The sequence below is a fragment of the Shewanella sp. 10N.286.51.B2 genome, assembly GCF_041469265.1.
Classification (GTDB): Bacteria; Pseudomonadota; Gammaproteobacteria; order Enterobacterales; family Shewanellaceae; genus Shewanella.
On the sequence record NZ_JBFRKH010000059.1, the window covers coordinates 1 to 25147 of the forward strand.

The window sequence follows — 25147 nt, forward strand, 5'->3', positions numbered from 1 at the left end:
TGATTTATCAGACATTAAATAACGACGGCAAAATGGGATCAATAGCGTTTTCTGGTGTTTATAATGCAGCAAACCACTATCGTTTTATTGGCGCGACTAAACAACTTGTGGCGCTAATAATGACTCTTACTTTAGCGTGATGGTTATATTTATCGTTCCAAAGTCGCGTTCTTTCGATGTGGTTAAGGACATGATAGTGACCGGGATAAAATAGATCTGCATTAAACCAAGCAATTACTTAACTGGTTAAATACGATTAATTTACATTATGAAAGCATCGCCGAGTTATAAATTAAATAAAAATGAATGGCGTTATCATTTACACCTTACTGATTTATGTTTGAAGACTGTAGTGTAGAGGTTGCGAGTTTGTCGGTTGTAAACGCTTGCTATAGCATGAAGTTATGGTTGGAAACTTTTGCGGTGCATTAATCTAACAGTTGTTTCATTGGCGATAGCGTAGTGATACACGCCTATTGCATTATCGCTGTGAGGTAAAGTTTTTCACCGCATTTTTTACGCGTCAGTCCCATTTATTTAGGAAAGTATACTCACAAGGTATTTTTCTTATTTATATGATTTATTTCTAATGTTTATAATTTTAAAGCTACTTATTTAGAGATATGTCGATTGGCTCGACTATTTCAAATTTAAAAGCACCTATCATGCCTTTGAAAATTTTGGGTTGAATTAAATCCTTTGAGAGGAATAACATGTTAGATAGACGCAGTGCTTTAAAAAAAATGTGTACATTGTCAGCCGTTGGTTTTGGGGCGACTTATATGCCGTCAGTTATGGCGCAAGAAACCTGTGACGATCCCATTGGTATTGGCAGTGGTGGCAATGCAGATTTAGCTGAAAATCGTCTAAGCTATGTCAAAGTTGAGCCTATGGCGGTAGCTAAGCGCGCGTATGCTGGCTATGGTCATGGTGGCTGTATGTACGGCGTGTTTGATGCCATCATTAAAGAGCTTGCTGCCCAAGGTCATGAAGATGCTAAAAATTTTGGTGCTATTCCAACTAATATTGCAGCATATGGCGGCGGCGGGATTGCCGGTATCGGTTCTCTGTGTGGTTGCCTTAATGCTACAGCAATGACAGTTAACTTATTAAAAGCGGATAATCTGAATAATAACGCGGTGATTAGAGCTGTGTTCCGCTATTACGAAAAAACCAGTATGCCACGTGGTACTCAAGAGTTCCTTGAAGGGATCGGCGCTCCTACGCGTACCAACGATGCTGGAGAAGCTTTAAATCCTGACTATATTGGTCAATCCATTGCTAGTTCAATTCTGTGTCATACCTCAGTGAGCCTGTGGTCAAAAGCGTCATCATTTGGCTCTAGCCATCAAGCTAAACTTGAGCGATGCGCCCAAGTTACCGCTGAAATTGCCTTTATGACAGTGACCTTCCTTAATGATTCTATTGACGGTAATTTAGAAGCGGAAACGGTTGCCCCTTCTAATGCTGAGTGTTCAGGTTGTCATAGCTCTACAACTCGCGAGCCTGATGCCTACTTAGGTACTGATGTTAACTCAACATTAGAATGCCAAACTTGCCATACTGCTCACGACATGAAAGGCGGAGTGCCAGTGCATGAAGAGTTAAGTTGTTCAGACTGCCACGATTAAGGAGTTAACATGAAGAAACGACTGACAGTATTTGCAATGTCGCTATTTTTAATGGCTTGTAATAGTGACAATGGTGATAAAGGGATCGTTGGTGGTATTGATGTCGATAAGGCCACGAGCATCAAGATGACTAACTTTAAGTTTAGCTCGCAGGATTACACTTCGACTTTTCAGCTTGAAAATGAAGAGGGTGAGATGGTCACTGGAGCTAGAGATTATAAAGTCATGATCTTAGGTGATGGGACGACTTCAGGCGCGAGTGCTTTTGATATCCCTTGGCATTATGCTGAATTATACCAATGTGGAGTAGTGCCTGAGCACGAGTGTCGAGGTGAGCTGAAAGAAATATCTGCCGGGCATTATACTTTTGACACGGTAACGCTACCAGAGTTTGATGGGAAAAATGCCAGGATCAGAGTCTCTGTGTCTATTGTCGGCTTATTATCGCAAACAAAACCTAGTCTATATTAAGCTGGGTTTAAAAGTGCTTGATTGAGTCATAGAGTCACAGCCAACAGTGATGTGGTTGTGACTCTTCTGGTTCACCTTATTGAATCGGCTAAATCCGCGCGAAAGCTCCCTTAGCGTACGATGCCAAACCGGCTTTGCAAATGAGTCAACAGTGGCCATTAAGGTTATTGCGTGGCGAAATAAAGCTACAGTTTTGTCCAGTATCCTTAGTCACGTTGTGTACGTTTACAGTTGATTGAACTTGAAGGTTTCATAAATAAGTCTCCAAAGTGTCAACTTATCTCTGGACGGGACATTCTCCACTAAAAAAGCCAAGATAATATCTTGGCTTTTTTGTTTTTTATTTAGTGCAAGGGTAGCTAAATAGCCCAACCACCCATGTAGAAAATAACTAAACCAAGGGTTATGGCGATAACGCCCACTCGAAGTTTACGCCACTCACCGCTGCATATTCGGCCAATGACTAAGGTGACAAACCCTAGCATAATTCCGGTGACGATATTACAACTTAAAATAATAAAGATTGCGCAAGTTAGCCCTGCCATAGCATCGACTTTATCGTCAAAATCAAGCTTACTGACATTACTTAACATCAGCAGGCCAACATACATCAGCGCGGGCGCGGTGGCATATGCAGGCACTAAATAGCTTAATGGCGCCAAAAACATCATCAGTAAAAATAATACACCAACGATGGTTGCGGTTAGTCCTGTTTTACCCCCTGCCGCTGTACCTGCAGCTGATTCAATATACACTGCAGCGGGGGCGCCACCGACTGCGCCTGCAAAAATACTGCTTACAGAATCTGAGGTAAGTGCCTTACCTCCACTAATAATATTACCTTTGTCATCAAGTAATTCTGCTTGGCCTGCAACGGCACGTATGGTACCTGTGGCATCAAAAATAGCGGTCATCACCAAAGCCAAGACAATGGGTAGTACTACAGGGTTTAATGCGCCCATAATATCGAGCTGACCAATTAATGATTTATCAGACATTAAATCAGGTAAGGCAAACAAGCCTTGATAGGTCACGTTGGGATCAAACAATAACCCAAATAGCGATAAGCCAATGATCACCAGTAAAATACCGCCTGGTATCCCGCGTCGTTCAAGGCCAATGGTGGCCGCAAGTCCAATAATGGTAGCAATAACGGGCAGGCTATTGATGTCACCTAATTTTACCGGTAAGCCAGCATTGTTAGAGACGATTAATTGCACGCTATTGGTGGCAATCAAAAGTAAGAACAAACCAATACCAATACCTGTACCGTGAGCAATACCTTTGGGTAAATTAGTCAGTACCCACTGACGGATCCCTGTAACACTCACAAAAGTAAATATGAGACCCATAAGAAAAATAGCGCCCAATGTCACCGGAATTGATATCCCCTGACCCAGTACCATACTGAATGCCGTAAATGCTGTGAGTGAGATAGCACAACCAATGGCCATGGGTAAATTAGCCCATAACCCCATGAGTAAAGAACCAAAAGCGGCAATTAAGCAAGTGGAGATAAATACTGCCTCAGGGTCGAAGCCTGCTGTGCTAAGCATATTTGGCACCACAATAACCGAGTACACCATGGCTAAAAAAGTTGTTAAACCAGCAATGATTTCTTGTTTTAAGGTACTTCCACGAGCAGAAATGTTGAAATAGCGATCGATAAATGGAGCAGAGGCTGCAGTAGCCTTGGTGGTCTGTTTAGACGTCATAGTAGATAACCTTTGATCTCTTAAATATCAGTTAACCAATGAGTATTCATTGGCTACATAGCTACGGCAGGTAGAGCCCCAAAACCTTATGGTATTGGGTGAGAGATCCACTTAGCGCTATAAGCGTTAGTGACCTGCGATTACTGTAGTAAACAAATGTAGTAAACAAATTTGTTATACACATTATCTGGTAAAATTTACTCTTACCAACATAGCTTTTGTTGGCGCGAAGTTTACAGGATTAACCAATAGCGAAATTTGAAACAGCTAACAGTTTTACGCAACAAGTGTGAAAGTTACGTGAATGATTTGACCTAAGCGATATCGATAGTTAAACAAATCTTTTGATTTGAAAGTCTATGCTATTTAGTTAGTTGATATTTATGACTGCTGCGCTTGAGCAAAACGGCGCAATTGCCTACAATAGCGGATATATTTATTACTACAGATAGCAACCATGACTGACTCAACTGAGAAACTCGCTTTACCTGATCGCCTTTCCGTTAACCCACGTAGCCCACATCATGTGGCTGCCATTTTCGATCACGACATTGGTATTACCGTTAACGGTAAAGAGCGTTTTGACGTTGAAGAATATTGCATCAGTGAAGGTTGGGTTAAAGTACCGTCTCACAAAGCGTTAGACCGTCGCGGTCAACCGTTAATGATGACAGTTAAAGGCACTATTGAAGCCTTTTACAAGTAAGCTGATTAATCTTTAAATCAGTAGCTTGAGTTAAGAGCAAAAAGCATTAGCTTGAGTTGTTAACTTAAAGCATAAAAAAGCGAATCGATTGATTCGCTTTTTTGTTTTTTAATCTCGACGCTTTGTTAGCATTAGACTTAAATTGCGTTCATGCCTGTTTACGACTTAGATTAAATCAAAACGATCAGCGTTCATCACCTTTGCCCACGCTGTAATAAAGTCGCGAACGAATCGTTTTTTATTGTCATCTTGGGCATACATTTCAGCATAGGCACGCAGCTGTGAGTTTGAGCCAAAAATCAAATCTACCCGTGTTGCCGTCCACTTGAGTTTGCCTGTTTGACGTTCACAAATATCGAACAGATTATCTGATTTTGGTTGCCAGCTATAATTCATGTCGGTGAGGTTGACAAAAAAGTCATTACTGAGCACGCCAACATTATCGGTAAATACCCCATGTAATGTATTGCCGTAGTTGGTGCCAAGCACCCGCATACCGCCCACAAGTACCGTCATTTCAGGGGCAGTGAGCCCCATCAGTTGACTGCGATCAAGCATTAACTCTTCGGCGCTGACAATATAATCATTCTTTAACCAGTTACGAAATGCATCATGAAGCGGCTCCAAATCGGCAAAGGAGTCAATATCGGTCATCGCTTGGCTTGCATCACCACGGCCGCGAAAAAACGGCACTATCATCTCATAACCTGCCGCTTTGGCAGCTTGTTCAACCCCGACATTACCTGCTAGAACAATCACATCGGCGATACTGGCGCCGGTATCTGTCGCGATTTGGGCAAGTATAGTTAATACCTTACACAGGCGTGTCGGCTCATTGCCTTGCCACATATTTTGTGGTGCTAAACGAATACGGGCACCATTGGCTCCGCCGCGCATATCTGAGCCTCTAAAGGTTCTGGCGCTGTCCCATGCTGTTGTTACCATTTCGCTAACACTTAACCCGCTGGCGCTGATTTGCTCTTTTACCAATTGAATATCGTAGTGGCGGTTTCCTGCGGGAATAGGATCTTGCCAAATCAACTCCTCATCTGGCACATCAGGGCCGACATAACGGGTTTTAGGCCCCATGTCTCTGTGAGTCAGCTTGAACCAAGCTCTGGCAAAAGCATCAGAAAACTCATCAGGATTATGATAGAAACGCTCGGAGATTTTTCGGTATTCAGGATCCATTTTCATCGCCATATCAGCATCAGTCATCATGGGGTTGTAACGTTTGCTTGGGTCTTCAACATCAACAGGTTTATCTTGTTCTTTAATATTGATGGGCTGCCACTGCCAAGCACCTGCTGGGCTTTTTGTGAGCTCCCAATCGTAGTTAAGTAACAGTTGAAAGTAGCCATTATCCCACTGGGTTGGGTGAGTCGTCCATGCGCCTTCTATACCACTGGAAACCGTATCACGACCAATACCGCGGTTCGCTTGGTTATTCCAGCCCATGCCTTGTTGTTCAATGTCAGCGGCTTCTGGCTCTGGGCCCAGTAGACTTGCGTCTCCGTTACCATGGGCTTTACCCACGGTATGGCCGCCAGCGGTAAGGGCCACTGTTTCTTCATCGTCCATGGCCATACGTTTAAAGGTCACCCGTATATCATGGGCGGTTTTTAGTGGGTCAGGGTTACCATCAACGCCTTCTGGGTTGACGTAAATTAACCCCATCATCACTGCCGCTAGTGGGTTTTCGAGATTACGCTCACCTGAGTAGCGACTGCCTTCACTGCCACTTGGAGCCAGCCAATCTTTTTCAGCTCCCCAATAAATGTCTTTTTCAGGATGCCATATATCTTCACGGCCAAAGCCGAAACCGAAGGTTTTAAGCCCCATGGATTCATAGGCTATGGTGCCTGCGTAGGCAATTAAATCTGCCCAACTGAGCTTGTTGCCGTACTTTTTCTTAATTGGCCACAGTAGCCGACGGGCTTTATCGAGGTTGACGTTGTCAGGCCAGGAGTTAAGCGGGGCAAAGCGCTGATTACCTGTGCCAGCACCGCCGCGGCCGTCAGCAGTGCGGTAAGTGCCCGCCGCATGCCAAGACATGCGGATCATTAAGCCGCCGTAGTGCCCCCAGTCAGCAGGCCACCATGGCTGACTATCTGTCATCAGTGCATGCATATCTAGTTTTAGCTCGGCGACATCGAGTTTTTTAATTTCCTCTTGATAATTGAAGCGATCGCCCATGGGGTTGGTCTTAGCATCATGTTGATGCAAAATATCCAGATTAAGCGCTTTAGGCCACCACTTGGTATTTGGCATGCTGTTGTCGGTCGTAGCACCGTGCATTACTGGACATTTGCCACCAGTATTTGTGGTGTTTTTATTCATAGCTTAACTTCCTTAGTATGTTTAACCCTAAGCCGCTTTTAGCAGCATAGCTTGCACAATATGATTGCCATAAGGCGCAGTACATTAGGTGCTCAGGTTGAATGGCTACCCACTTTTTACCTCCCACAATGGGCGTATGATGAAAGCGATAGTCATTGCTTTTCGATATGGCTACCTATCAAGTTAGTTCATAAATCAGACTTTGGCGCTTTTAAGCTCAATCGTTTTGATGGTTTTTCTCGATGCTGCGGCATATATTCAGCTGAGGTAGATAAAAACTGAGTTAGATAAAAACTGAGCTCGTTTTTTCGGACGATTTTTTGCGAGCGACTGAGGGTAATAAGCATGTCTTAGGTTTGTCGTGCGCAATAGGCTCAGTGATGACTGAACTTGAATGTGCGATATCTGCAAGGTAGTTTTACTATAAGCGTATTGTTTAAACCTATTCTCTAAGCGTAACGGATAAGCGCAGATGACAAAGTATCCAGCCTCCAACTAAAGTACCTAAAACAGCCCAGAACCATGTACTACTTATGTATGTAATTTCAGTTACTAAAGTGAACCGGTAAAAATTACAGATAGCATGTATATCGCTACATTGCCTGATATGGCAGCTTTAGAGCCATTTCTTTGTGATTAATATCGCTGAATCAAGGGGCTCACATGGTTTGCGCAATATACAAAACCTACCTAGACTGAACATTCAGTTTAATATCAAGTTTCTCCCCATTTAACAGTGTAAGTTTCCGCATAATCAAGCGAATATTAGAATCTATAAGGCTCAATTTTTATGGACTCAAAGGGCAGAAATCAAAGCGATTTGGAAGGAATCGACCCTAACTTACGTCAAGGTTTTGTGTTAAATGACATTGTGGTATTACCCGACGATGGTGAAGTGATTGTTCATGGGGAACGGCGTCATTTGCCTCCTAAAGCTTTTGAAATCTTATTATATTTATGTTCAAACCCTGAGCAGTTGCTTTCAAGTCAGCGATTGCTCGCTTTTGGTTGGGGGAAACTTAATCGAAAGCGTAGAAATTTGAGCCATGTAATTAGCGAAATTCGCCACGCCTTAGATGATCACAAAGAGTCCCCTGTTTTTATCCAAACCATTACCCGAAAGGGCTATCGATTAATCGCGACAGTCGCCCCCCTTGATGAAGAGGCGCTTAACCGAAAGCGTGCTGCGTTAAAAGCGCCGTTGTCTACCACGCATTCTGCCGATAGCACACATACACCGCAATGGCACTTAAATATTGCCCTGTTAAAAAACTCTAATTTATTTCGTGTTAGCGTGGCTTTTTCGATTATGACTTGGCTCATTATTCAAATTATAGCCATTATCTTTCCGATTTTTAATGTGCCTGATTGGGGCATTAAAATTGTTGTTTTAGTACTGGTTGTCGGTTTTCCAATATTACTTATTTACACATGGTTTCAGGATATTAAGGTCAAAAAAGACTTATTTAAAGCTGATAGAAATCATCCGAAGAAAAAGGTGTTTTACAAACAGTTGGCGTTTGATTTTTTCTTTATTGGCGCGTTGTCCATTTTAGGTGGCTTTTTATCGCTGCATTTAATTGACTCTATTTATAATGAAAAACCCAAGGTCGCAGCGCTGAAAACTAGCCTACCTATTCAAGATAATCTCATTGCGGTTATCCCTTTTGTGTTTGATGAGCAAAGCCAATTACCACATTATTTTGAATCCACCTTTCAAGGCGAAGTGATTAGCGCCTTAAGCAAGCAAAGCGCTTTTAATTTAATGTCTCAGCGGGCAGTAAATGAAATTCCCCAAAACAGCAAACTATCCACCTATGCCGAAAAACTCGGGGTGCGATATTTAGTCGATGGCGCCATTACTGAAAATGCAGGTGAATTTTCAATAATATTACATATTACTGATATCAAAACGTATTTACAGGTGTGGTCTTCGGTTGTTAAAGGTGATGTCGGCAATATTTTGTTGGTGCAAAAACAAATATATCGTGAGCTTTTTAATGCCTTATCACTGATTGCACAGTCGAGTGAATTAGATAGTCAGGACCTTATCAGCACCGATGATTTCAAAGCTTATGACAGTTATATACAAGGTAAAAGCGAGCTGTTTAAAGCTCCCACTCAGGCCACATTAGCCCAAGCTGAATTTCATTTTATGAAGGCGTTGGCATTTGATGGGGAATTTACCTTAGCCAGCGCTGGTTTATGCCAAACCTATCTAAATCAATACCAGATAAATAAAAAACTTGCGACGTTTGAATCTGCCCAGCAAATTTGTAATGCACTGACTCAGGTGTCGAATTTAAAAGAAGAAGGCTTAGTTGCCTTAGGTAACCTAGAGCGCTTAAGTGGCCGTTATTCACAATCTATTGCGTTTTTTGACGAGGCATTAACCCTTAACCCTAAAAATATTGAAGCAATTATTGGCGCAGCCGACAGTCAGACTCAACTGGGTCACAATGATAAGGCGGTGGATTTATTTGCTAATGCGATTCAATTAGAGCCGGGATACTGGAAAAATTATCAGCGCTTTGGCAATTATTACTTTAATAATGGTCAATATAAAAAAGCCAAAGATAAATACCTTAAAGTCACATTATTAAAGCCTAACTACGCTAATGGCTACAGTAGTTTAGGCGGCGCCTATTTTCTTGATGATGAATTAGAAAAGGCCACTATGGCGTGGCAAACCGCATTATCTTTAGCACCTAATGCGTTAACTTACTCAAACCTTGGGACAGCACTCTTTTTTAGATATGAGTTTACTGATGCAGCCCAAAGTTATCGTAAAGCCATTAAGCTGAGCCCCAACGACCCTGTGTTGTGGGCTAATTTAGCGGATGCAGAAAAGTTTTCCGGTGATACCACTCAAGCCCTTCAAAGCTATCAACAAGCCTATAAATTAGCTCGTGAGCAATTTGTAGTTAATCCTAACGACCATGTTATGCAAGCCATGTTTGCCAGATATCAATCAGAGCTTGGGGAGTGTGAACCGGCATTGCAAAAAATAACCTCAACTCAATTACAAGATAGCCCCGATCCATATCTTTTTTATGATATGGCCATTGCGGCGATAAATTGTGATGAAAAACAACTGGCTATTCAGTATATCGATAATGCCCTTAAATTAGGCTATTCGAAAAAGTTGCTGGCTAGAGATATTCAGTTTCAAGGTGTTTACGTCAACATGGCGATGCCATAACGCAATAAAACAAGGAAGAAGGCAATGAATATTACTATAAAACCATTACTCACAGCTCGAGCATTAACCTTAGTTACACTCATAGGTCTATTGGGGATGTTTTCACGACAAAGTCTTGCTGAAGATCAAACCATTAGTTTGGTTGCCAGTGAGTGCGCTGTCACGGTAACATCTAATGAAGGTAGCGGCTGTGAGCAAGGGCAATGTGAAGGGGTTGAAGCGTGTATCTGCGCTAAGCGAGGTGACTTTATCACTTGGGAAATGGCAGATGATATTTTCAGTAAGTTTAAATTAAAATTTACCGAAAACTCACCTCTTAAAGAACAATGTGGTAAGAATTTTAAAAAAGGTAAAGTAAAGTGCAAAGTGAAAGAAGAGCTTGACGTTGGGGAAAGCTTTGACTATTTGGTGATGCTTGAAGGCTGTGATGAAGGCACAGATCCACGTATTGTTATTTCGAAATAATAACGGCTCAGTGAAAGTCAGAGTATGCATAATAGGCTGATTTATATGTTAGTTTATAGCTTGTTTTATATTTGGATTTATAAAAATCTGGGCTGGCATGACTTTTATGGGCGCGAAATTGATTATCAATAAACAAATATTACAGATTTTAAGGTCAATGGTCTTACTCCCATTGGCCTGTTTTTCAGCGTCGGCAGCTGAAACTCAAAGGTTTACTTGGCCTAACGGCGAAAAACTAGCAGTGAGCCTTTCTTATGATGATGCCTTAAACAGCCATTTAGACAATGTGTTGCCAGCACTGAATAAGCATCATTTTAAGGGCTCTTTTTATGTTATCTCCACGTCTTCGGTATTAGCGCAGCGAAAGAGTGAGTGGCAAGCTGCAGTTAAACAAGGTCATGAGCTAGGTAATCACAGTATGCAGCATCCTTGCCGCGCCTCATTGCCCAATAGGGGCTGGGTTAAGGTAGAGCAAGACCTTGATCATTATAGTGTCACACAGATGATTGATGAGCTTAGTGCTGCTAATACTTTTTTAAATGCTATTGATGGTAAAACTGAGCGCACCTATACCGTCCCTTGCGGTGATTTACTGGTGGGCAGTGCTTTACGCTTAGATGATGACTCGACTGGTGGTCAAGAGTACCTTAACAAAGTAAACCACCTCTTTACCGCGATTAAAGGCCACGGCGCTGACACACGCTTTAACCCCATCATTTACCTAACCGGCGAAACCGGTAAAGCGTTAATTGCTTATATTAATAATACCTCTACAGATACCTTGCTGATTAACTTAGTTTTTCATGGGGTGGGCGGTGATTACTTATCGGTATCATCCAAAGCTCATGCTGAACTATTGGCTTATTTAGCGGCCAACCGTGACAAGTACTATGTCGATTCATACCTTAACCTGATGAACTATGCAGCCGCTCAGCAATAACACTTTTTTAGATTTGGGTGTTTTAAGCTTTGGCTATATTTAGTGAGAGGCAGTGACAAGTATCATGTGGATTCATACCGTAATTTGATGAACTATGCAGCTGCGAAGTAATAGCAGCTAATTCTATTTAGCTTGTTTCAGCTTACGCTATCTTTAGCTTAATTCAGCCTTTAACATCAGCCTCTAATATTAGCTGTAAATAAACTCTGCCAACTCAAGATCTCATTTAAACACAAGATGACTTTTATTCATGTTGGATAACTGTAGAATCCGCGGCTGTTTTATCACTAATTTTGTATTTATCATGATTGATCTGGCTTTACTTCCTGTTTATTTAACCACTGTGGTCGCTTTATTGTTAATTCCCGGGCCTGACATGCTGCTGATTGCCAGCTCGAGTTTAAGTTATGGCCGCAAGGTGGGCGTGTATGCAAGCTTTGGCAATGCGACCTCAGGGCTTATTTTAACCTTGCTGGCGGCTATGGGCGTGTCGGCGTTAGTGGCAATGAACCCGATGGCATTAGAAGTGCTGCGGGTGCTAGGCGGCGCTTATTTATTAAAAATGGGCTGGGATTGTATGCGCAGCAGCGCAGCTGATGCCCCTGAAATTGAGCAGCAAAATAATTTAGCTAAATTACTTTATCGCCGCGCGGTAATGAGTAACCTGCTTAACCCCAAGGCGCTGATATTTTTTGTGTTATTTTTGCCGCAGTTTGTTTCAACCCAGCTTAGCGCCAGTTCAGGCGAGCAGATGTTGACTCTTGGGCTGATACTGAATGTGATGGGGCTAGCTTTTAATTTACTGCTGGTGGCTTTAGTGGGCAGTTTAGGTAAGCCGCTGCTTAAAAATGACAAGTTTAGAACTTATCAAAATAAATTTATGGGGCTGATATTTTTTGCCTTAGCCATTTGGTTGCTAGCTTCTCAAGTGCAAAGTATCAGTTAGGCCAATAGAAGAAATTGAATTTTAAAGCGACTTTGCTTAAAAATAAAAAACGGAATGAGCTGCCACTCATTCCGTTTTTTGTTTTAGAGAACAAGCCATTAATATTCATAGCGCGTTCTTGATATCTGCTTTTTAAGCCGCTTTAACGTTTTCAGAGATGTAATTCATTAAGTACTGCGCATCCTTGTAAACGCCGCCTAGGGTGGCAGAGCCTCGGGTGTACAACCACGGTAAGCCAATAAAATATAAGCCCTCAATATCATTACTGACACCGCGATAATTGCTGGGGTAATTCATTTCATCAAATGAGATACCGTCAATCCAAAAAAAGTTGGGTTTAAAGCCTGTAGCCCAAATAATATTTCTGATACTACTCACACTGCCTTTTTGAAATTTAATACTGCTTTCATCGGCTGACAAGGTTCTGCCCATGTGGATGACATTGTCTTTTGCTAGTAGTGATTTTACGTCAGTGCCAATGACAGGTTGCACGCCATTACTGAGCCACTTGCCAATTTTGCTAAAACGGTTAACCGATAAAAAGCCGATTTTGGTGAACCACCACCATAGGGTTTTACCTAAAAACGTTTGTGGAATGGCTTTGATTTTATCGGTGCCAGAAAAATGTACCTTACGGCCAGTATCGGCAATTTCAGATAATATTTGCACCCCAGAATCACCCGCACCAACGACTAAACAATCACCTTGTTGCAGTTGAGATGGGCTTTTATAGTTTTCACTGTGCAGTTGAACAACATCTTTGGCAATATCAGCATGACAAGGTGGGGTGTAAGGGGTATGAAACGGCCCGGTGGCAATGATGACTTGTTTGGCTTTATAGCTTGTGCTGGCAGTAGTTATGTCAAAAATACCATTCACTTTTTTAATCGAGGTGACCTTTTGGTTAAACTCAATCGGTATCGAGAACTTATCTACATAACTTTTTAAGTAGTCTGCCACTTCATATTTATTGGGGTAATAACCTTTGGGAAAAGGAAATTTCATACCCGGTAGATGGTTATATTCAGTGGGAGTAAACAGGGTTAAAGAGTCCCAGCGCTTGAGCCATGGAGCCCCTATATATTCATTGGCATCGAGAATGAGATAGTCTTTATTATTGCTCGATAAGTTATACGCCATAGCCAGGCCAGACTGCCCTGCGCCAATGATGATAAATTCTTTCATGGAACCCCAATAAATACATATGGTTATTATTATGGGCTGCATTCTAACAGAACATCAGCGCTGAATCGGCTGTGGCCTTAAAAGAGTTAATGGCGTTACTGTAAACCTTGGTCGCTTTTCAGCGTTTAAATTAAACTCTAAAGGTTTAATTTCAATAAAAAACCACGGTAAATACCGTGGTTTTTTGTTTTGACTAGCCTTAGCTATATAACTTCTTAAACGCAGCTATTTCTTGCTCAACAGCTGCCACCACAGTATGCGGGCTACTGATGTATTTTGAGTGATCGATAAATATAGCGTTATCACCTACAGTCATCACTAATGCTGGAAAACTGTTAGTACCAATGACCTGTTGGATTTCGGCAATGCCTTCGAGTACGTATTCAGCGTCCATACTCAGCTCATCTTTAAAGACTTTATTTGATGGCGACAGTTTAAACTTTTCAACGATAGCATTGAAATCATGCTTAGTATCGAGCGGGTTACCTTCGATAAAGTGTGCTCTTTGAATCGCATTAAGTACAGGCAGTTGTTTATTCGCTTGCTTGCTTTGCAACCATCCCATTAGGTTAGCGGTTTTGACTGAGTTTTTAGGGCTATTGGCATAACGAATATGATCTCTGCCAAACTTAAGTCCACTCATTCTTGCTGCCGCTTCCATTTGCTCTTCGCCAGCACTGTCTTTGCCGATGAAATTGGCGCAATGTAATAAGTTTACATTCATTTCAGGGTAGGCTTCTTGTAATGCATTCACCAAAGGTGTTGCGGCGTAGCTCCAAGGGCAATGTGAGTCGTAGATGAAATAAAGCTCGGTGGTCATAGGAAAATTCTTGTTTGCTATCTGATGAGTTGATCCTAGTGAGTTTGTGGCCATTATTCAATGATTGAAAGCATACATAGCTAATAAGTTGGCTGTTTACATCTTGCAGAGGGGCTGACCCTTTACAATCGATATCGTGCTTTGAATTTTTCCTTATACAATTCAACCATCAAACGACAGCACATATCGATGGTAGGGCTTGATTTAATCGAACCAGACGTTTAAGTCCTAAGTAATCTTTTTGAGGTACAAAATGAAGCTAGCAAGTAACTTAAAACCTTTGGTCATAGCAATGGCATTAATCTGCCAAGCGATGTGGCACCACTAAAACGTTACTGCGAACTCGCTCTAAGATCGACTCAGCGGTATTTCCGAGCATAAATCCAATAATGCCTTCTCGCTGGCGAGCGCCTATAACAAGATATTGAGCTTTTAGGCGACAACTTAATTCGAACAGGCATAGATCGGCATTGCCTGTCAGGATATGCACATGCTCCTTATCTAGGCCAAGCTTTGCAATCTTGCTGTCATAACGCTGGTAAGCTTCTTTCACTAAGGTGTGAGTATTGACGATATCCATATCCCGCAGTATTTGCGGAAAACGCACCACGTAGCCTAGGTGTAAATCACAACCCGTAGCCTTAGCAAGTTGCTGGGCTTGGGTAATTACATCTTGGTTGAGGGCTTGTTTTAGTGGATCGCTAGTGCCCAAGTCCAGCGCCATTAAAATTGAATTTGCCTTATGCAAGGGGTGATTACTCAATAACATCAACGGTACTTTGATATGACGAATAAGCTGCCAATCTAAAGGGCGAAAACAGGCTGATTCATGAATAGATTTTAGCATCATGGCGTACTTGTCGGGGGTGACATACTCACATACATGTTCAACTAAATGCTTACACCACATATTAGTAAACTGTACCTCATTGGCATTGAGAACACTCAGTTGTTGCTTCACTGCGGCGCTATCATCGGCGCGAACTTGCTCTCGAACCACGCCGGCAATACGGGGATTATAGTAAGCATCGCCACTTAAGGACTCATAACTGTAGGACATGATTTCAGGAACTAAGCCTAACTGTTTAGCGAGGTTAATCCCTTCTTTTATGGCATTAGTTTGCTGCTGATGCTGTTGTGAAATAATAAATAATTTACTCATTTTCATTTCCTCTGACACTAAGTATAAGCTTAGCAGTTGGTTAAAAATCAACCTTGATCTTTGTCATCTAAACGCTCAATATTTAATCAATAACAATAAAAAGATTAAGGTTAATATGAACGTTGACCAGTTTGTTATTTCACTTTGCCTGATTTTGTTTTTGGGCAAACTTTTTGGCGAGATTTTTCAACGCTTCGAACTGCCAGAGGTGGTGGGAGAGATTCTTGCGGGCTTATTATTGGGCCCGTCGCTTACTAATGTTATCAGCCCTGATCCTACTTTGACTGTATTGGCAGAGCTTGGGGTGATCTTGCTGCTGTTTTCCATTGGCTGTGAAAGCTCAATTAAAAGACTTTATCAAGCTGGTGGTCGCGCGGTAAGCGTGGCCTTAGTGGGAATTATTGTTCCGGCTATTGTGATGGGCGTGAGTGGTGCCTACTATCTTACCGACTCAATATTCACCGCTATTTTTCTTGGGTGTGCCTTAACAGCGACGAGTATTGGCATTTCATTACGGGTGTTGGTTAATGCCAATCATGCAAAAACGACCGCGGGACATATTATCTTAGGCGCCGCCGTGTTTGATGATATCGGCGGAGTGATTTTGCTCAGCATTTTGTTCAACTTTGCAGCCCATGGGGAGTTTGATGTATTTAGCACGCTATTACTTATCACTAAAGTGCTGGTGTTTTTGTTACTGACGCCGCCCGTGGCTAGGGTGTTATTGTATTTTGCACGAGTACTAAAACCGGCTAGCGATAATTCAGGTTATGAAGTTATCATCACTATGATTTTAGTGTGCTTGTTTGCATGGCTAGCACACTTATTCGGTGCGCCAGCCTTGTTAGGCGGCTTTGCGGTTGGCTTAGCACTTAGCCGCCAATTTACCTCACCACTCAATCGCTACCTAGTTAACCCTTTTGCCTTTACCCACAAAATGGAGCAATCAAGTAAGGCATTAGTTGACGTTTTTACCCCGATATTTTTTGTTTACGTTGGAATAAGCTTAGATCTGAGCCAGCTAGATTACAGTACTAGCGGGGTATTGCTGTGGCTGTCATTGTTAGCCATTGCCAGCAAACTGGTTGCCGGCACGGTTGCTGGTGGTAACTGGCAAAAGAAACTTATTGTGGGTAGCGCTATGGTGCCGCGAGGGGAGGTCGGCTTAGTGTTTGCTGAAATGGGGCTGAAGACGAACATTATCGACAATAAATTATTTACCGAGTTAGTGGTGATCATAGCAATCACCACGTTAATCGGCCCCATGTTGCTCAAATGGAGTTTGAACAAGCATGGTCATCATTCGCAAGTAGAATAAACCTTAGTCAGCTTGGTCATTAACCACTGTCAGGGTAAAAGTTAATTTTTGCACCGACTGTGACGGCTGGTTATTGACCATAGAATACGATGGCATTGGGAAGGTGACATAGGGTTGCCCTGATTGTCCATCTACGCTTATTTGGCCTTTATCGTCAAAGGTAAACGATAACAGCTCGCCGTTCCAAAGCTGCAGTTCTTTTCCTTGATTATCTTCTCGCCATTGGGTGACCCATTTCATCACTAGCGTCGCCTTACCTGGGCGAGCATTATTTTGAAAGACACTGGCTTTTACTGACTCAATATCAGTTTTATTGCTGTGGATCTCAAGTACAGGGCTGCCTTTATCTAATGATAAATATAGAGGTAGCGTTAATGTTTTGCTGGCATCTGCTTTATCGGTAAAGGTCATATCTAATTGGGTGCTGACACAAAGTTGACTCCAACTGGCATCTTCGCTTTGGTATATATCTTTGATGACAATGTCGGTTTGGTATTGCTGAATATGGGCTTTAGCATATTGGTCAAATTTATTATCAACGATATAGCCTGATAGGGTATTGGCTGTAAATACGCTGAGTGAGCCGATATTGGCATTGTTATCCGTCACGCACCTGCCAGTGTTTTGTGTCACGCTGATATCGAGGTCTTTTTTAGCGCTGATGACAGAGGTGGTTGATTGACAGCCACAAAGCGCAAGTAGTGTTGCTAAGGCAACTCCTGTTAATTTTACCCTTGAATGATTCTTAGCAGTTATCCCCATACCTATTTCCTTATGTAAGTAATTTTTATTTACAACAATAAGCATAGACGCTGTTAGCGGTTAAGTTGCTCACAACTGGAGTTTTATTTATCAAAGAGCCGCTAGAGGATGTTTATTGAGGAAGCGAGAGCCGACAACACTGAGACTCTAGGCCTCAGTGTTGAGGATATTCTTATCTTGTTTAATATCAGTAAAGGTTAATGTTAACCGAGCTCAGCTTGTGGATCTGGCGCGCGCATGCGCTGCCACCATTCATCGCTAGCATCAATTTGCCCTTGCAGATCGATAGCTGGGTATGGGATGTTTTTTCTACGGCAGGCCTTGGCGAATATTGGGTGACCTTGTTCAAATAACATGGTTTGGCAGTAGCTGTGATCAAGCTGGCGGCTACCGTACATATTAGCTTGTTGGCGTTGACGCTGGGCTTCATACATGACTAAGGCTGCAGCGACTGATACATTCAGTGATTGCACCATGCCAATCATAGGGATGATGATATGTTGATCGGCGGCTTCGATGGCTTCAGGGCTGACACCATCACGCTCGTTACCCATGATGATGGCGGTTGGACGGGTATAATCGATTTCGCGAAAATCTACCGCAGTGTCTGAAAATGTGGTGGCTAACACCTGCATTTTTTGCGCTTTAAATAGCTTATTTGCATCATCAAAATTGCGGTGATTGACGGTATTAACCCACTGCTGACTACCAGATGCAGTATTGCCTGAAACCCAAAGGCTGTTATCGGGCATAACCGCATGAATTTGATGGATGCCAACGCTATCAGCGGTGCGCACCACGGCTGCAATATTTTGCGATTTATGGACTTTATCGAGGCAAACTGTCAGGTCGACTTGGCGATTATCAAGCATCTGATTTATTCGGGCTAAACGTTCTGGGCTCATGGGGCTGTTCTACTTGGTTTTATCTAAGAAAAAGCGAATTAATAAAAGGCGTATAATCCGTCCGTAACTGCTGAGTTAATATCTGCGTCATTATAACGCTTAATTGCTAAAGCTAAAATGCTATTCAGTTGTACATGTTTGATTTTAGTTATTAATCTTAGTTAGGGGACAAAACCTTAAATAACTCATTTTAAATTACTCCCCCCGTACACATGATGAGTTGACGCAAGGTATTAATTTATTTGGCTAACCGTCTCGTTGTACTTTTTGGGCTGCGTTGGTCAATAGCATTAATGACTTGCGGAGTTATTATGTGCTTTACATTGGTGGGTATGTCATTTTTCAGGGACGAACTTTCTCTAGGTTGACTTGTTTTCAATAAATAATAAAAGGATTTAAAAATGAATTATTAATTACTGTTTTGATGCTGAAATTTTATCGCCAAAATTGCATCTGGCCATTTGAGTGCTAAGATTAATTCAGTGCAGGTAAGCACATAAGGAATTTATTATTTTAAGCTCATACAGGGAGTTAGCATGAGTCGCTTCACAAGGATGCCTCGTCTACTTTTAGTAAGCCACTTTGCAATAAAATTGAGGTTAGCTTGCCTATTCCTCGGTTTTTTTTGTCCTTTTTTCTGTCACCTTACGGCAGCAGCTGAAGCAATTCCTAATGATGAGCAAGTAGTGCGTATTGCTTACCGAACTGATAGCACTCCGTTGCAATATCTTAATGACAAAGGCCAAGCTGCTGGTATTTTAATTGATTATTGGCGTACTTGGTCGCAAATCACAGGTAAAGCCGTTGAATTTGTACCAGGCTCTAATGCAGAAGGGCAAACTTGGTTAGCGCAGAATAAAGTCGATTTGTTGGCTGGGGTATTTCAAAATGAAAAACGCGCTAAAAGTATGTCTTTTTCTGCGCCACTGTTACATAGTGAATATTTCTTATATGCCAATACTGCAGAGCAAGGCATTGAATTTATAAAACAAATACCACAATACCCTATTGGTGTTACCCATAATAGTTTTCATCATAATTGGCTAAAAAAATATTTCCCCAATGCCGACATCAGGACTTTCAAAGGCTATAAAGCATTATTTGATGCTGCAATTAATGGCGAAATAAGCCTGTTTATCTGCCAGCCGCTTTACCTTGACACCTATTTAAAACAAACACCTGCAACGACTAAATTCAAAACCATTGAATCCGCATTATATTCACATCCTTTTCGCGCAGCAGTGAAGAAGGGAAACGTTGAATTACTGCAAACAATAGATACAGGCATACAACAAATAGATAATAAGAAAAAAGATGCGATATCTGCTAAGTGGAGTGGTTTTCATTGGGAGTATCAAAATTTAGCTGAACCGTTATTAGTGACACAGCCAATTATTACCCTTACAGAAGAAGAAAAAGCATGGCTAGCTGCTCATCCGATTATTCCTATTGGCGTAGACGGTCGTTGGCCGCCGGTAGATTTTATCGACCCTAATGGTGAGCACTCGGGAATTTTACATGACTATTTAACCCTTTTTGAAAAGCAGTTAGGAGTGAGCTTTGACACTCGAGTGTTTGGTAGTTTCCAAGATATGCTTTCTGCGGTTAGTTCTGGAAATTTAAAACTAGGTGCAACATTAGTAAAAAAACCAGACCGTGCCAAAAACCTGTGGTTTAGTGCGCCTTATTTTAGTGCGATTAAGGTGATTGTTTCTAAAACTGGCGCACAACAATATTCCAAATTGACAGAATTGTATGGCAAGAGATTAGCATTAGAGAAAGGCTTTTATTTAGTCGATGAAATTAGCAATAATCATCCCGAGATTAATCTAATGACCTTTTCAACAACTGAAGAGGCATTGAAAGCGGTCTCTTTCGGTACAGTTGATGCGTATATTGGCAATCAAGCGGTTGTCACTTGGCTTATGGATAGTTTGCAGCTGACTAATTTAACCTTTAGTGGCGATCCTATGTTTGCGCCCGCTCATCAAAGATTTGCCATTTATAAAGATCCTGAATGGGAGCCCTTGCTTGGCATTCTCAATAAAGCCCTCGATTCGATAAGTGTGTCAAGACGCCAGCAGATACATACTGATTGGATTAATCAAGACAGTAAAATTAGCAGTCCACTTATTTTTACTCAAAAACAGCATGCATGGTTGGAGGCTCATCCCACTTGGCGACTAGGAGTTGATAACAGCTGGCCGCCTTTTGAATTTATTGATGATAACGGTGTTTATTCTGGGATGTCGGCAGATGTGATGTCCAGATTGACAAATTTAATTGGTGCAGAGTTTATTTCCCCTGTTAACAAACCCTGGTCCCAAGTGTTGGCAGAGTTTTCCGCTGGAGAGCTAGATATTTTACCTGCTGTAACCCCCACACCTGAACGGCGCGAGGTGATGCTGTTTTCTACCCCTTATTTGGAAAGTCCATATATGGTGTTAGTTCATCAAGATACCCGTTTTGTGACCAGTCTTGATGATCTTGATAATAAGCAAGTCGGTGTGGTTAAAGGCTATGCCATCGAAGAGACATTAAAACATGATTATCCACAATTTAATTTAGTACCATTTTCATCCAATAAAGAGGCACTGATTGCACTAAGCGCTGGTGAAATTGATGGCTATATTGGTAATTTAAATGCCTCATCTTGGACATTAGAAGAACTCGGTATTCGTAATGTAAAAGTGACCGCAACCACGCCTTATACCTTTAAACAATCAATCGGTATTCGCAAAGATTGGCCTGAATTGTTGGAAATTGTCAATCTCGCGATTGCGAGAATTGACCCTCAGCAACGGCAAGCTATCGAAAATAAGTGGTTTTCTGTGCAGTTTGAACATCAGGATAATCATTATCAGATTTGGCGGGCTATCTTAATTACCTGTGGCATATTGTTGCCAATGATACTGTATACCCTTGTTTGGAATAGAAAGCTTAATAAAGCAAGGCTTAAATTAACACAAAGTAGTAAAAAACTTGAGGAGGCAAAGCGTGATGCATTACAGGCTAGCGCTTTTAAAAGTCAGTTTCTTGCCAATATGTCCCATGAAATTCGCACCCCCATGAATGCCATTATTGGTATGACGCATTTATTGCAAGGGACAGAATTAAATCATAAACAACAGGATTATTCTGAAAAAATAAGACGAGCGTCTTTAAGTTTGTTGGGGATTATTAATGACATACTCGATTTTTCAAAAGTAGAGGCGGGTAAACTCGAAATTGAACAGAGCGAGTTTCTCTTACATGAAGTATTTACTAACATTGCCAACCTATTGGGGATAAAAGCCGTCGATAAAGGCATTGAGCTGCAGTTTGAGTTAGACCCTAAAATACCAGAAACAATTATTGGTGATGCGTTACGCATTGAGCAAGTGCTAATAAACCTAACCCAAAATGCGATAAAGTTTACCGAAAAAGGTGAGGTATTGCTGCGTACTAAAATGCTGTCGCAAACAGACGAGCAAGTAGCCATAGAATTTTCAGTTAAAGACACAGGTATAGGGATTGAACCAGCTAATTTAACTAGTATTTTCAATGCCTTCACTCAGGCTGATGGCAGTATTACTCGGCTCCATGGTGGTACTGGTTTAGGCTTGAGCATCAGTAAGCAATTAGTTGAATTAATGCAAGGTGATATTTCTGCAACCAGTCAACCCGATCAAGGTAGCACCTTTAGCTTTAGGCTTAATCTTGCAGTGCCTAAAGTCACTTCTAGTCGAAAATCAGTCATTACGGAATGTGCTTCCCTTAAAGGGATGAGAGTGCTTGTGGTTGATGATAATGACAATGCCAGAGAAATTTTAAAAGAGCTGCTGGAGTCATTTTCCTTTGAAGTTGAGACCGCAGTCAGTGGTGCGCAAGCGATTGAAATGCTTAGCGTGATCAACAATATGGAAGATGAGCGGCCATATCAATTAGTGTTAATGGATTGGCAGATGCCAAAAATGAATGGCATTGAGGCTAGCCGAAGCATTAAATACTTACCGCTGCGTAAGCAACCGTCAATAATCTTAATTACCGCTTACGGGCGTGAAGATGTGATGAATGAGGTGGAAAATGATTTGCTGGATGCATTTTTAATTAAACCGCTTAATGCGTCAGTGCTATTTGATACCTTGATGAAAATCTTTGAGCCTTCGCAGCCCATGGGGCCAGCAACAGAGAAGAATACGATTGAGCAGTTAGAGGGCCATGTGTTATTGGTAGAAGATCAATCGATTAATCAACAGGTCGCTACTGAATTTTTACAGCGTATGGGGTTAACCTCAGCAGTAGCCGACAATGGTAAGCAAGCAATAGAAATGGTTGATGAGCAGACATTTGATGTTGTTTTGATGGATGTACAAATGCCGATTATGGATGGTTTCGAAGCCACCGAAATCCTCCGCAGTCGTTTTGATAAAAAACAACTCCCGATTATTGCGATGACCGCCCATGCGATGAAAGGGGATCGCGATAAGTGCTTACAAGTTGGGATGAACGCTCACCTGGCTAAACCCGTTGAGCCCGATCAGCTTTATTTAGCCCTTAGCCCCTACCTTACCCATAAACAAAGCCAGAAAGTTCAGGGGCAGCAAAATATGTCGCTTGCCCCCATAGAGGGAGTTGATGTGCACTGGGGTATTAAGCGATTAGGGGGCAACCAACAGCTTTATGCGCAACTTATTGGTGAGTTTTATCAGCGTCACAAAGATCAGTTGCACTTGTTGCAGAGTTATCAAGATGCTGACGATTTAAAATCAACCATACGAGCCGTTCATACTTTAAGAGGTGTTGCTGGCAATATTGGCGCTAAACAACTAGAGCAGGCGTCGGCTAATCTAGAAAGCCAACTGCATAGTCACCCATCCCCCTTTGATGTCCCTGAGTGGCAAGCTTTTACCGATAGTCTTACGGTATTAATCGCAGGGCTTGAGCAATGCCAATGGATTAATCAATCCGTAAGTAATAGCACTGACATAAGACAGCCGTTTAAAGTATCAGCCAATTTAAGCAGGGTTTTATCACCGCTTGATGAGCTATTAGCAGCTGGAAATCCGCAAGCTAAAGAAAACATATTAGCCCTCGATGGCGAGGTCGATAGTCATCTGATTGAGAAACTTATCGAGCAGGTCAATGAATTTGAGTTTGATAATGCTAGAGAATTAATCGCCCAAGTCATAGCCCAAGCAGAACAGGAAACTGAACAGGAAACTGAACATGTCACCATATCTTAAAGATAAAATATTAATTGTTGATGATGAAGCATTTTACATTAGTGTATTGATCGAGGTTTTGGGGAGTAAATACCATGTTTCTGTGGCGAAAAGTGGCGAACAAGCACTGGAGCGTATCGCCCAAGGCTTTATGCCTGATTTAGTGTTACTGGATATTTTGATGCCTGGATTAGACGGCTATGAGGTATGTAAAAAGTTAAAAAGTAACCCTGACACTAGCAACATACCGATAATTTTTTTGACGGTAAAGGCTGAAATAGAAGAAGAAATATTGGGCTTTGAATTGGGTGCTGTTGATTACATCACCAAACCTTTTAGCCTTCCCATTATTCGAGCTCGAGTTAAAACCCATTTGGCCTTAACTTCGGCAAATAGAGCTCTGGCAGAGCAAAACCATGACTTAGAAGCCAAAGTGCTTGAGCGAACGGCTGAAATATCTCGAACCCAAGATGTTGCTATTTACTGTATGGCCTCGCTAGCAGAAACTCGTGATAATGAAACCGGTAAACATATTCGTCGCACTCAATATTACGTTAAAGCCTTAGCTGAATATTTAAGAGAAAACTCACCTTATTCTGCGAGTATTGATGATGCTTACATTGACCTATTGTTTAAATCAGCGCCGTTACACGATATTGGTAAAGTGGGGGTTCCGGATGCCGTTTTACTAAAGCCAGGCAAGCTTGATGCAGGCGAATGGAGTGAAATGAAAAAGCATGCCGAATATGGTAAATCAGCAATGGAAAGTGCTGAAAATGAATACGGAAATTCAAGCTATTTAAGTATCGCCAAAGAGATAGCTTATAGTCACCATGAGCGTTGGGATGGCAGCGGCTATCCAGAAGGTTTAGCTGAAGAAGATATTCCCTTGTCGGCACGGATTATGGCCATTGCCGATTGTTATGATGCACTTATTTGTCGTCGAGTTTACAAGCCGCCTTTTACACACGAACAGGCTACAAGCATAATCAAAGAAGGCCGCGGCTGTCATTTCGACCCACATATAGCAGATGCCTTTGATGCGCTTCAAGAAGAGTTTATTAAAATTGCCGATCGCTTTCAGGATGATGATTAACCTTAACGATTAAGCAATAAAAGAGGCGTGACAAGCCTAATGCACTTTAAGTCTTAGGCTAACGTTCTATTTTAAATCAATTTATAACATTGTCGTTATTTTAAAGAGCCTATGTTGTTTGGCGGATTTGCTATCTCAAAAAAGGGTCAGCGGATTGTTGAGGGGGAATAAAGACTACTGCGTGACAGTGGCGCTAATCGTTAAATAGGCTTTTTGGCTATTGGGTACAAGCATTATTGTAAAACTCGTCATCTAATTTAAAGCAAGATATTGGATTTA

Annotated in this window: 17 protein-coding genes; 10 read left to right on the plus strand and 7 right to left on the minus strand. The window is 41.8% G+C overall.

The genetic code is table 11. The annotated features are described in order from the left end of the window. Positions 1 to 713: 713 nt before the first annotated feature. On the plus strand, positions 714 to 1631 hold the full coding sequence (locus AB4140_RS15825; protein ID WP_102436797.1) for a C-GCAxxG-C-C family (seleno)protein: 918 nt from the start codon (positions 714 to 716) through the stop codon (positions 1629 to 1631). Between the two features lie 9 nt (positions 1632 to 1640). Beyond that, positions 1641 to 2102 (plus strand): hypothetical protein, encoded by a 462-nt coding sequence (locus AB4140_RS15830; protein ID WP_372001672.1) that lies wholly within the window; start codon positions 1641 to 1643, stop codon positions 2100 to 2102. Between the two features lie 359 nt (positions 2103 to 2461). Here the strand turns inward: AB4140_RS15830 and AB4140_RS15835 are convergent, their stop codons facing one another. Then, positions 2462 to 3817: an NCS2 family permease gene (locus AB4140_RS15835; RefSeq protein WP_372001673.1), complete on the minus strand. Its 1356-nt coding sequence runs from the start codon at positions 3815 to 3817 to the stop codon at positions 2462 to 2464. 457 nt (positions 3818 to 4274) lie between these two features. On the opposite strand from AB4140_RS15835, the gene AB4140_RS15840 reads away from it, so the two are divergent. Then, positions 4275 to 4523, plus strand: coding sequence for a DUF3297 family protein (locus tag AB4140_RS15840; RefSeq protein WP_076539562.1), 249 nt, complete (start codon positions 4275 to 4277; stop codon positions 4521 to 4523). 165 nt (positions 4524 to 4688) lie between these two features. On the opposite strand, the gene katG is transcribed toward AB4140_RS15840, so the two are convergent. Then, entirely contained in the window at positions 4689 to 6863 is a 2175-nt protein-coding gene (katG, locus tag AB4140_RS15845) for a catalase/peroxidase HPI (RefSeq protein ID WP_102476679.1), read from the minus strand. Positions 6864 to 7653: 790 nt separating this feature from the next. On the opposite strand from katG, the gene AB4140_RS15850 reads away from it, so the two are divergent. From AB4140_RS15850 to AB4140_RS15865, 4 genes are all read left to right on the plus strand, one after another. Next, complete coding sequence (locus AB4140_RS15850) at positions 7654 to 10065, plus strand: winged helix-turn-helix domain-containing protein (protein WP_372001676.1); 2412 nt, start codon at positions 7654 to 7656, stop codon at positions 10063 to 10065. Positions 10066 to 10089: 24 nt separating this feature from the next. Then, complete coding sequence (locus AB4140_RS15855) at positions 10090 to 10530, plus strand: hypothetical protein (RefSeq protein ID WP_372001678.1); 441 nt, start codon at positions 10090 to 10092, stop codon at positions 10528 to 10530. Positions 10531 to 10687: 157 nt separating this feature from the next. Next, positions 10688 to 11470 carry a polysaccharide deacetylase family protein gene (locus tag AB4140_RS15860; protein WP_372001680.1) on the plus strand — a complete coding sequence of 261 codons (783 nt, stop codon included), beginning with the start codon at positions 10688 to 10690 and terminating at the stop codon, positions 11468 to 11470. Positions 11471 to 11774: 304 nt separating this feature from the next. Continuing rightward, entirely contained in the window at positions 11775 to 12416 is a 642-nt protein-coding gene (locus AB4140_RS15865; RefSeq protein WP_198589375.1) for a LysE family translocator, read from the plus strand. 132 nt (positions 12417 to 12548) lie between these two features. Here the strand turns inward: AB4140_RS15865 and AB4140_RS15870 are convergent, their stop codons facing one another. The 3 genes from AB4140_RS15870 to AB4140_RS15880 form a co-directional block, all read right to left on the minus strand. Next, entirely contained in the window at positions 12549 to 13601 is a 1053-nt protein-coding gene (locus AB4140_RS15870) for a flavin-containing monooxygenase (protein WP_372001682.1), read from the minus strand. Between the two features lie 199 nt (positions 13602 to 13800). Next, complete coding sequence (locus AB4140_RS15875; protein WP_372001684.1) at positions 13801 to 14421, minus strand: protein-disulfide isomerase; 621 nt, start codon at positions 14419 to 14421, stop codon at positions 13801 to 13803. 298 nt (positions 14422 to 14719) lie between these two features. Beyond that, positions 14720 to 15583 (minus strand): universal stress protein, encoded by an 864-nt coding sequence (locus tag AB4140_RS15880; RefSeq protein ID WP_102440449.1) that lies wholly within the window; start codon positions 15581 to 15583, stop codon positions 14720 to 14722. Positions 15584 to 15698: 115 nt separating this feature from the next. On the opposite strand from AB4140_RS15880, the gene AB4140_RS15885 reads away from it, so the two are divergent. After that, positions 15699 to 16901 carry a cation:proton antiporter gene (locus AB4140_RS15885; RefSeq protein WP_303503387.1) on the plus strand — a complete coding sequence of 401 codons (1203 nt, stop codon included), beginning with the start codon at positions 15699 to 15701 and terminating at the stop codon, positions 16899 to 16901. Between the two features lie 3 nt (positions 16902 to 16904). Here AB4140_RS15885 and AB4140_RS15890 read toward each other — a convergent pair whose 3' ends face one another. Both AB4140_RS15890 and trmH read right to left on the minus strand, forming a co-directional pair. Then, complete coding sequence (locus tag AB4140_RS15890; RefSeq protein ID WP_102476687.1) at positions 16905 to 17663, minus strand: hypothetical protein; 759 nt, start codon at positions 17661 to 17663, stop codon at positions 16905 to 16907. Positions 17664 to 17866: 203 nt separating this feature from the next. Continuing rightward, on the minus strand, positions 17867 to 18568 hold the full coding sequence (gene trmH, locus AB4140_RS15895; RefSeq protein ID WP_372001686.1) for a tRNA (guanosine(18)-2'-O)-methyltransferase TrmH: 702 nt from the start codon (positions 18566 to 18568) through the stop codon (positions 17867 to 17869). Between the two features lie 536 nt (positions 18569 to 19104). Here trmH and AB4140_RS15900 point away from each other — a divergent pair. Together AB4140_RS15900 and AB4140_RS15905 are read left to right on the plus strand one after the other, a co-directional pair. Further along, entirely contained in the window at positions 19105 to 23793 is a 4689-nt protein-coding gene (locus tag AB4140_RS15900; protein ID WP_372001688.1) for a transporter substrate-binding domain-containing protein, read from the plus strand. Continuing rightward, positions 23777 to 24868, plus strand: coding sequence for a two-component system response regulator (locus AB4140_RS15905; protein WP_372001690.1), 1092 nt, complete (start codon positions 23777 to 23779; stop codon positions 24866 to 24868). The genes AB4140_RS15900 and AB4140_RS15905 overlap by 17 nt, the downstream gene beginning before the upstream one ends. Positions 24869 to 25147: the final 279 nt, after the last annotated feature.

What these genes read in the sequence shown, in the direction of transcription:
- AB4140_RS15825 (WP_102436797.1), top strand. Translation starts at nt 714, where the DNA reads ATGTTAGATAGACGCAGTGCTTTAAAAAAAATGTGTACATTGTCAGCC.
- AB4140_RS15830 (WP_372001672.1), top strand. Translation starts at nt 1,641, where the DNA reads ATGAAGAAACGACTGACAGTATTTGCAATGTCGCTATTTTTAATGGCT.
- AB4140_RS15835 (WP_372001673.1), bottom strand. Translation starts at nt 3,817, where the DNA reads ATGACGTCTAAACAGACCACCAAGGCTACTGCAGCCTCTGCTCCATTT.
- AB4140_RS15840 (WP_076539562.1), top strand. Translation starts at nt 4,275, where the DNA reads ATGACTGACTCAACTGAGAAACTCGCTTTACCTGATCGCCTTTCCGTT.
- katG (WP_102476679.1), bottom strand. Translation starts at nt 6,863, where the DNA reads ATGAATAAAAACACCACAAATACTGGTGGCAAATGTCCAGTAATGCAC.
- AB4140_RS15850 (WP_372001676.1), top strand. Translation starts at nt 7,654, where the DNA reads ATGGACTCAAAGGGCAGAAATCAAAGCGATTTGGAAGGAATCGACCCT.
- AB4140_RS15855 (WP_372001678.1), top strand. Translation starts at nt 10,090, where the DNA reads ATGAATATTACTATAAAACCATTACTCACAGCTCGAGCATTAACCTTA.
- AB4140_RS15860 (WP_372001680.1), top strand. Translation starts at nt 10,688, where the DNA reads ATGGTCTTACTCCCATTGGCCTGTTTTTCAGCGTCGGCAGCTGAAACT.
- AB4140_RS15865 (WP_198589375.1), top strand. Translation starts at nt 11,775, where the DNA reads ATGATTGATCTGGCTTTACTTCCTGTTTATTTAACCACTGTGGTCGCT.
- AB4140_RS15870 (WP_372001682.1), bottom strand. Translation starts at nt 13,601, where the DNA reads ATGAAAGAATTTATCATCATTGGCGCAGGGCAGTCTGGCCTGGCTATG.
- AB4140_RS15875 (WP_372001684.1), bottom strand. Translation starts at nt 14,421, where the DNA reads ATGACCACCGAGCTTTATTTCATCTACGACTCACATTGCCCTTGGAGC.
- AB4140_RS15880 (WP_102440449.1), bottom strand. Translation starts at nt 15,583, where the DNA reads ATGAGTAAATTATTTATTATTTCACAACAGCATCAGCAGCAAACTAAT.
- AB4140_RS15885 (WP_303503387.1), top strand. Translation starts at nt 15,699, where the DNA reads ATGAACGTTGACCAGTTTGTTATTTCACTTTGCCTGATTTTGTTTTTG.
- AB4140_RS15890 (WP_102476687.1), bottom strand. Translation starts at nt 17,663, where the DNA reads ATGGGGATAACTGCTAAGAATCATTCAAGGGTAAAATTAACAGGAGTT.
- trmH (WP_372001686.1), bottom strand. Translation starts at nt 18,568, where the DNA reads ATGAGCCCAGAACGTTTAGCCCGAATAAATCAGATGCTTGATAATCGC.
- AB4140_RS15900 (WP_372001688.1), top strand. Translation starts at nt 19,105, where the DNA reads ATGAGTCGCTTCACAAGGATGCCTCGTCTACTTTTAGTAAGCCACTTT.
- AB4140_RS15905 (WP_372001690.1), top strand. Translation starts at nt 23,777, where the DNA reads ATGTCACCATATCTTAAAGATAAAATATTAATTGTTGATGATGAAGCA.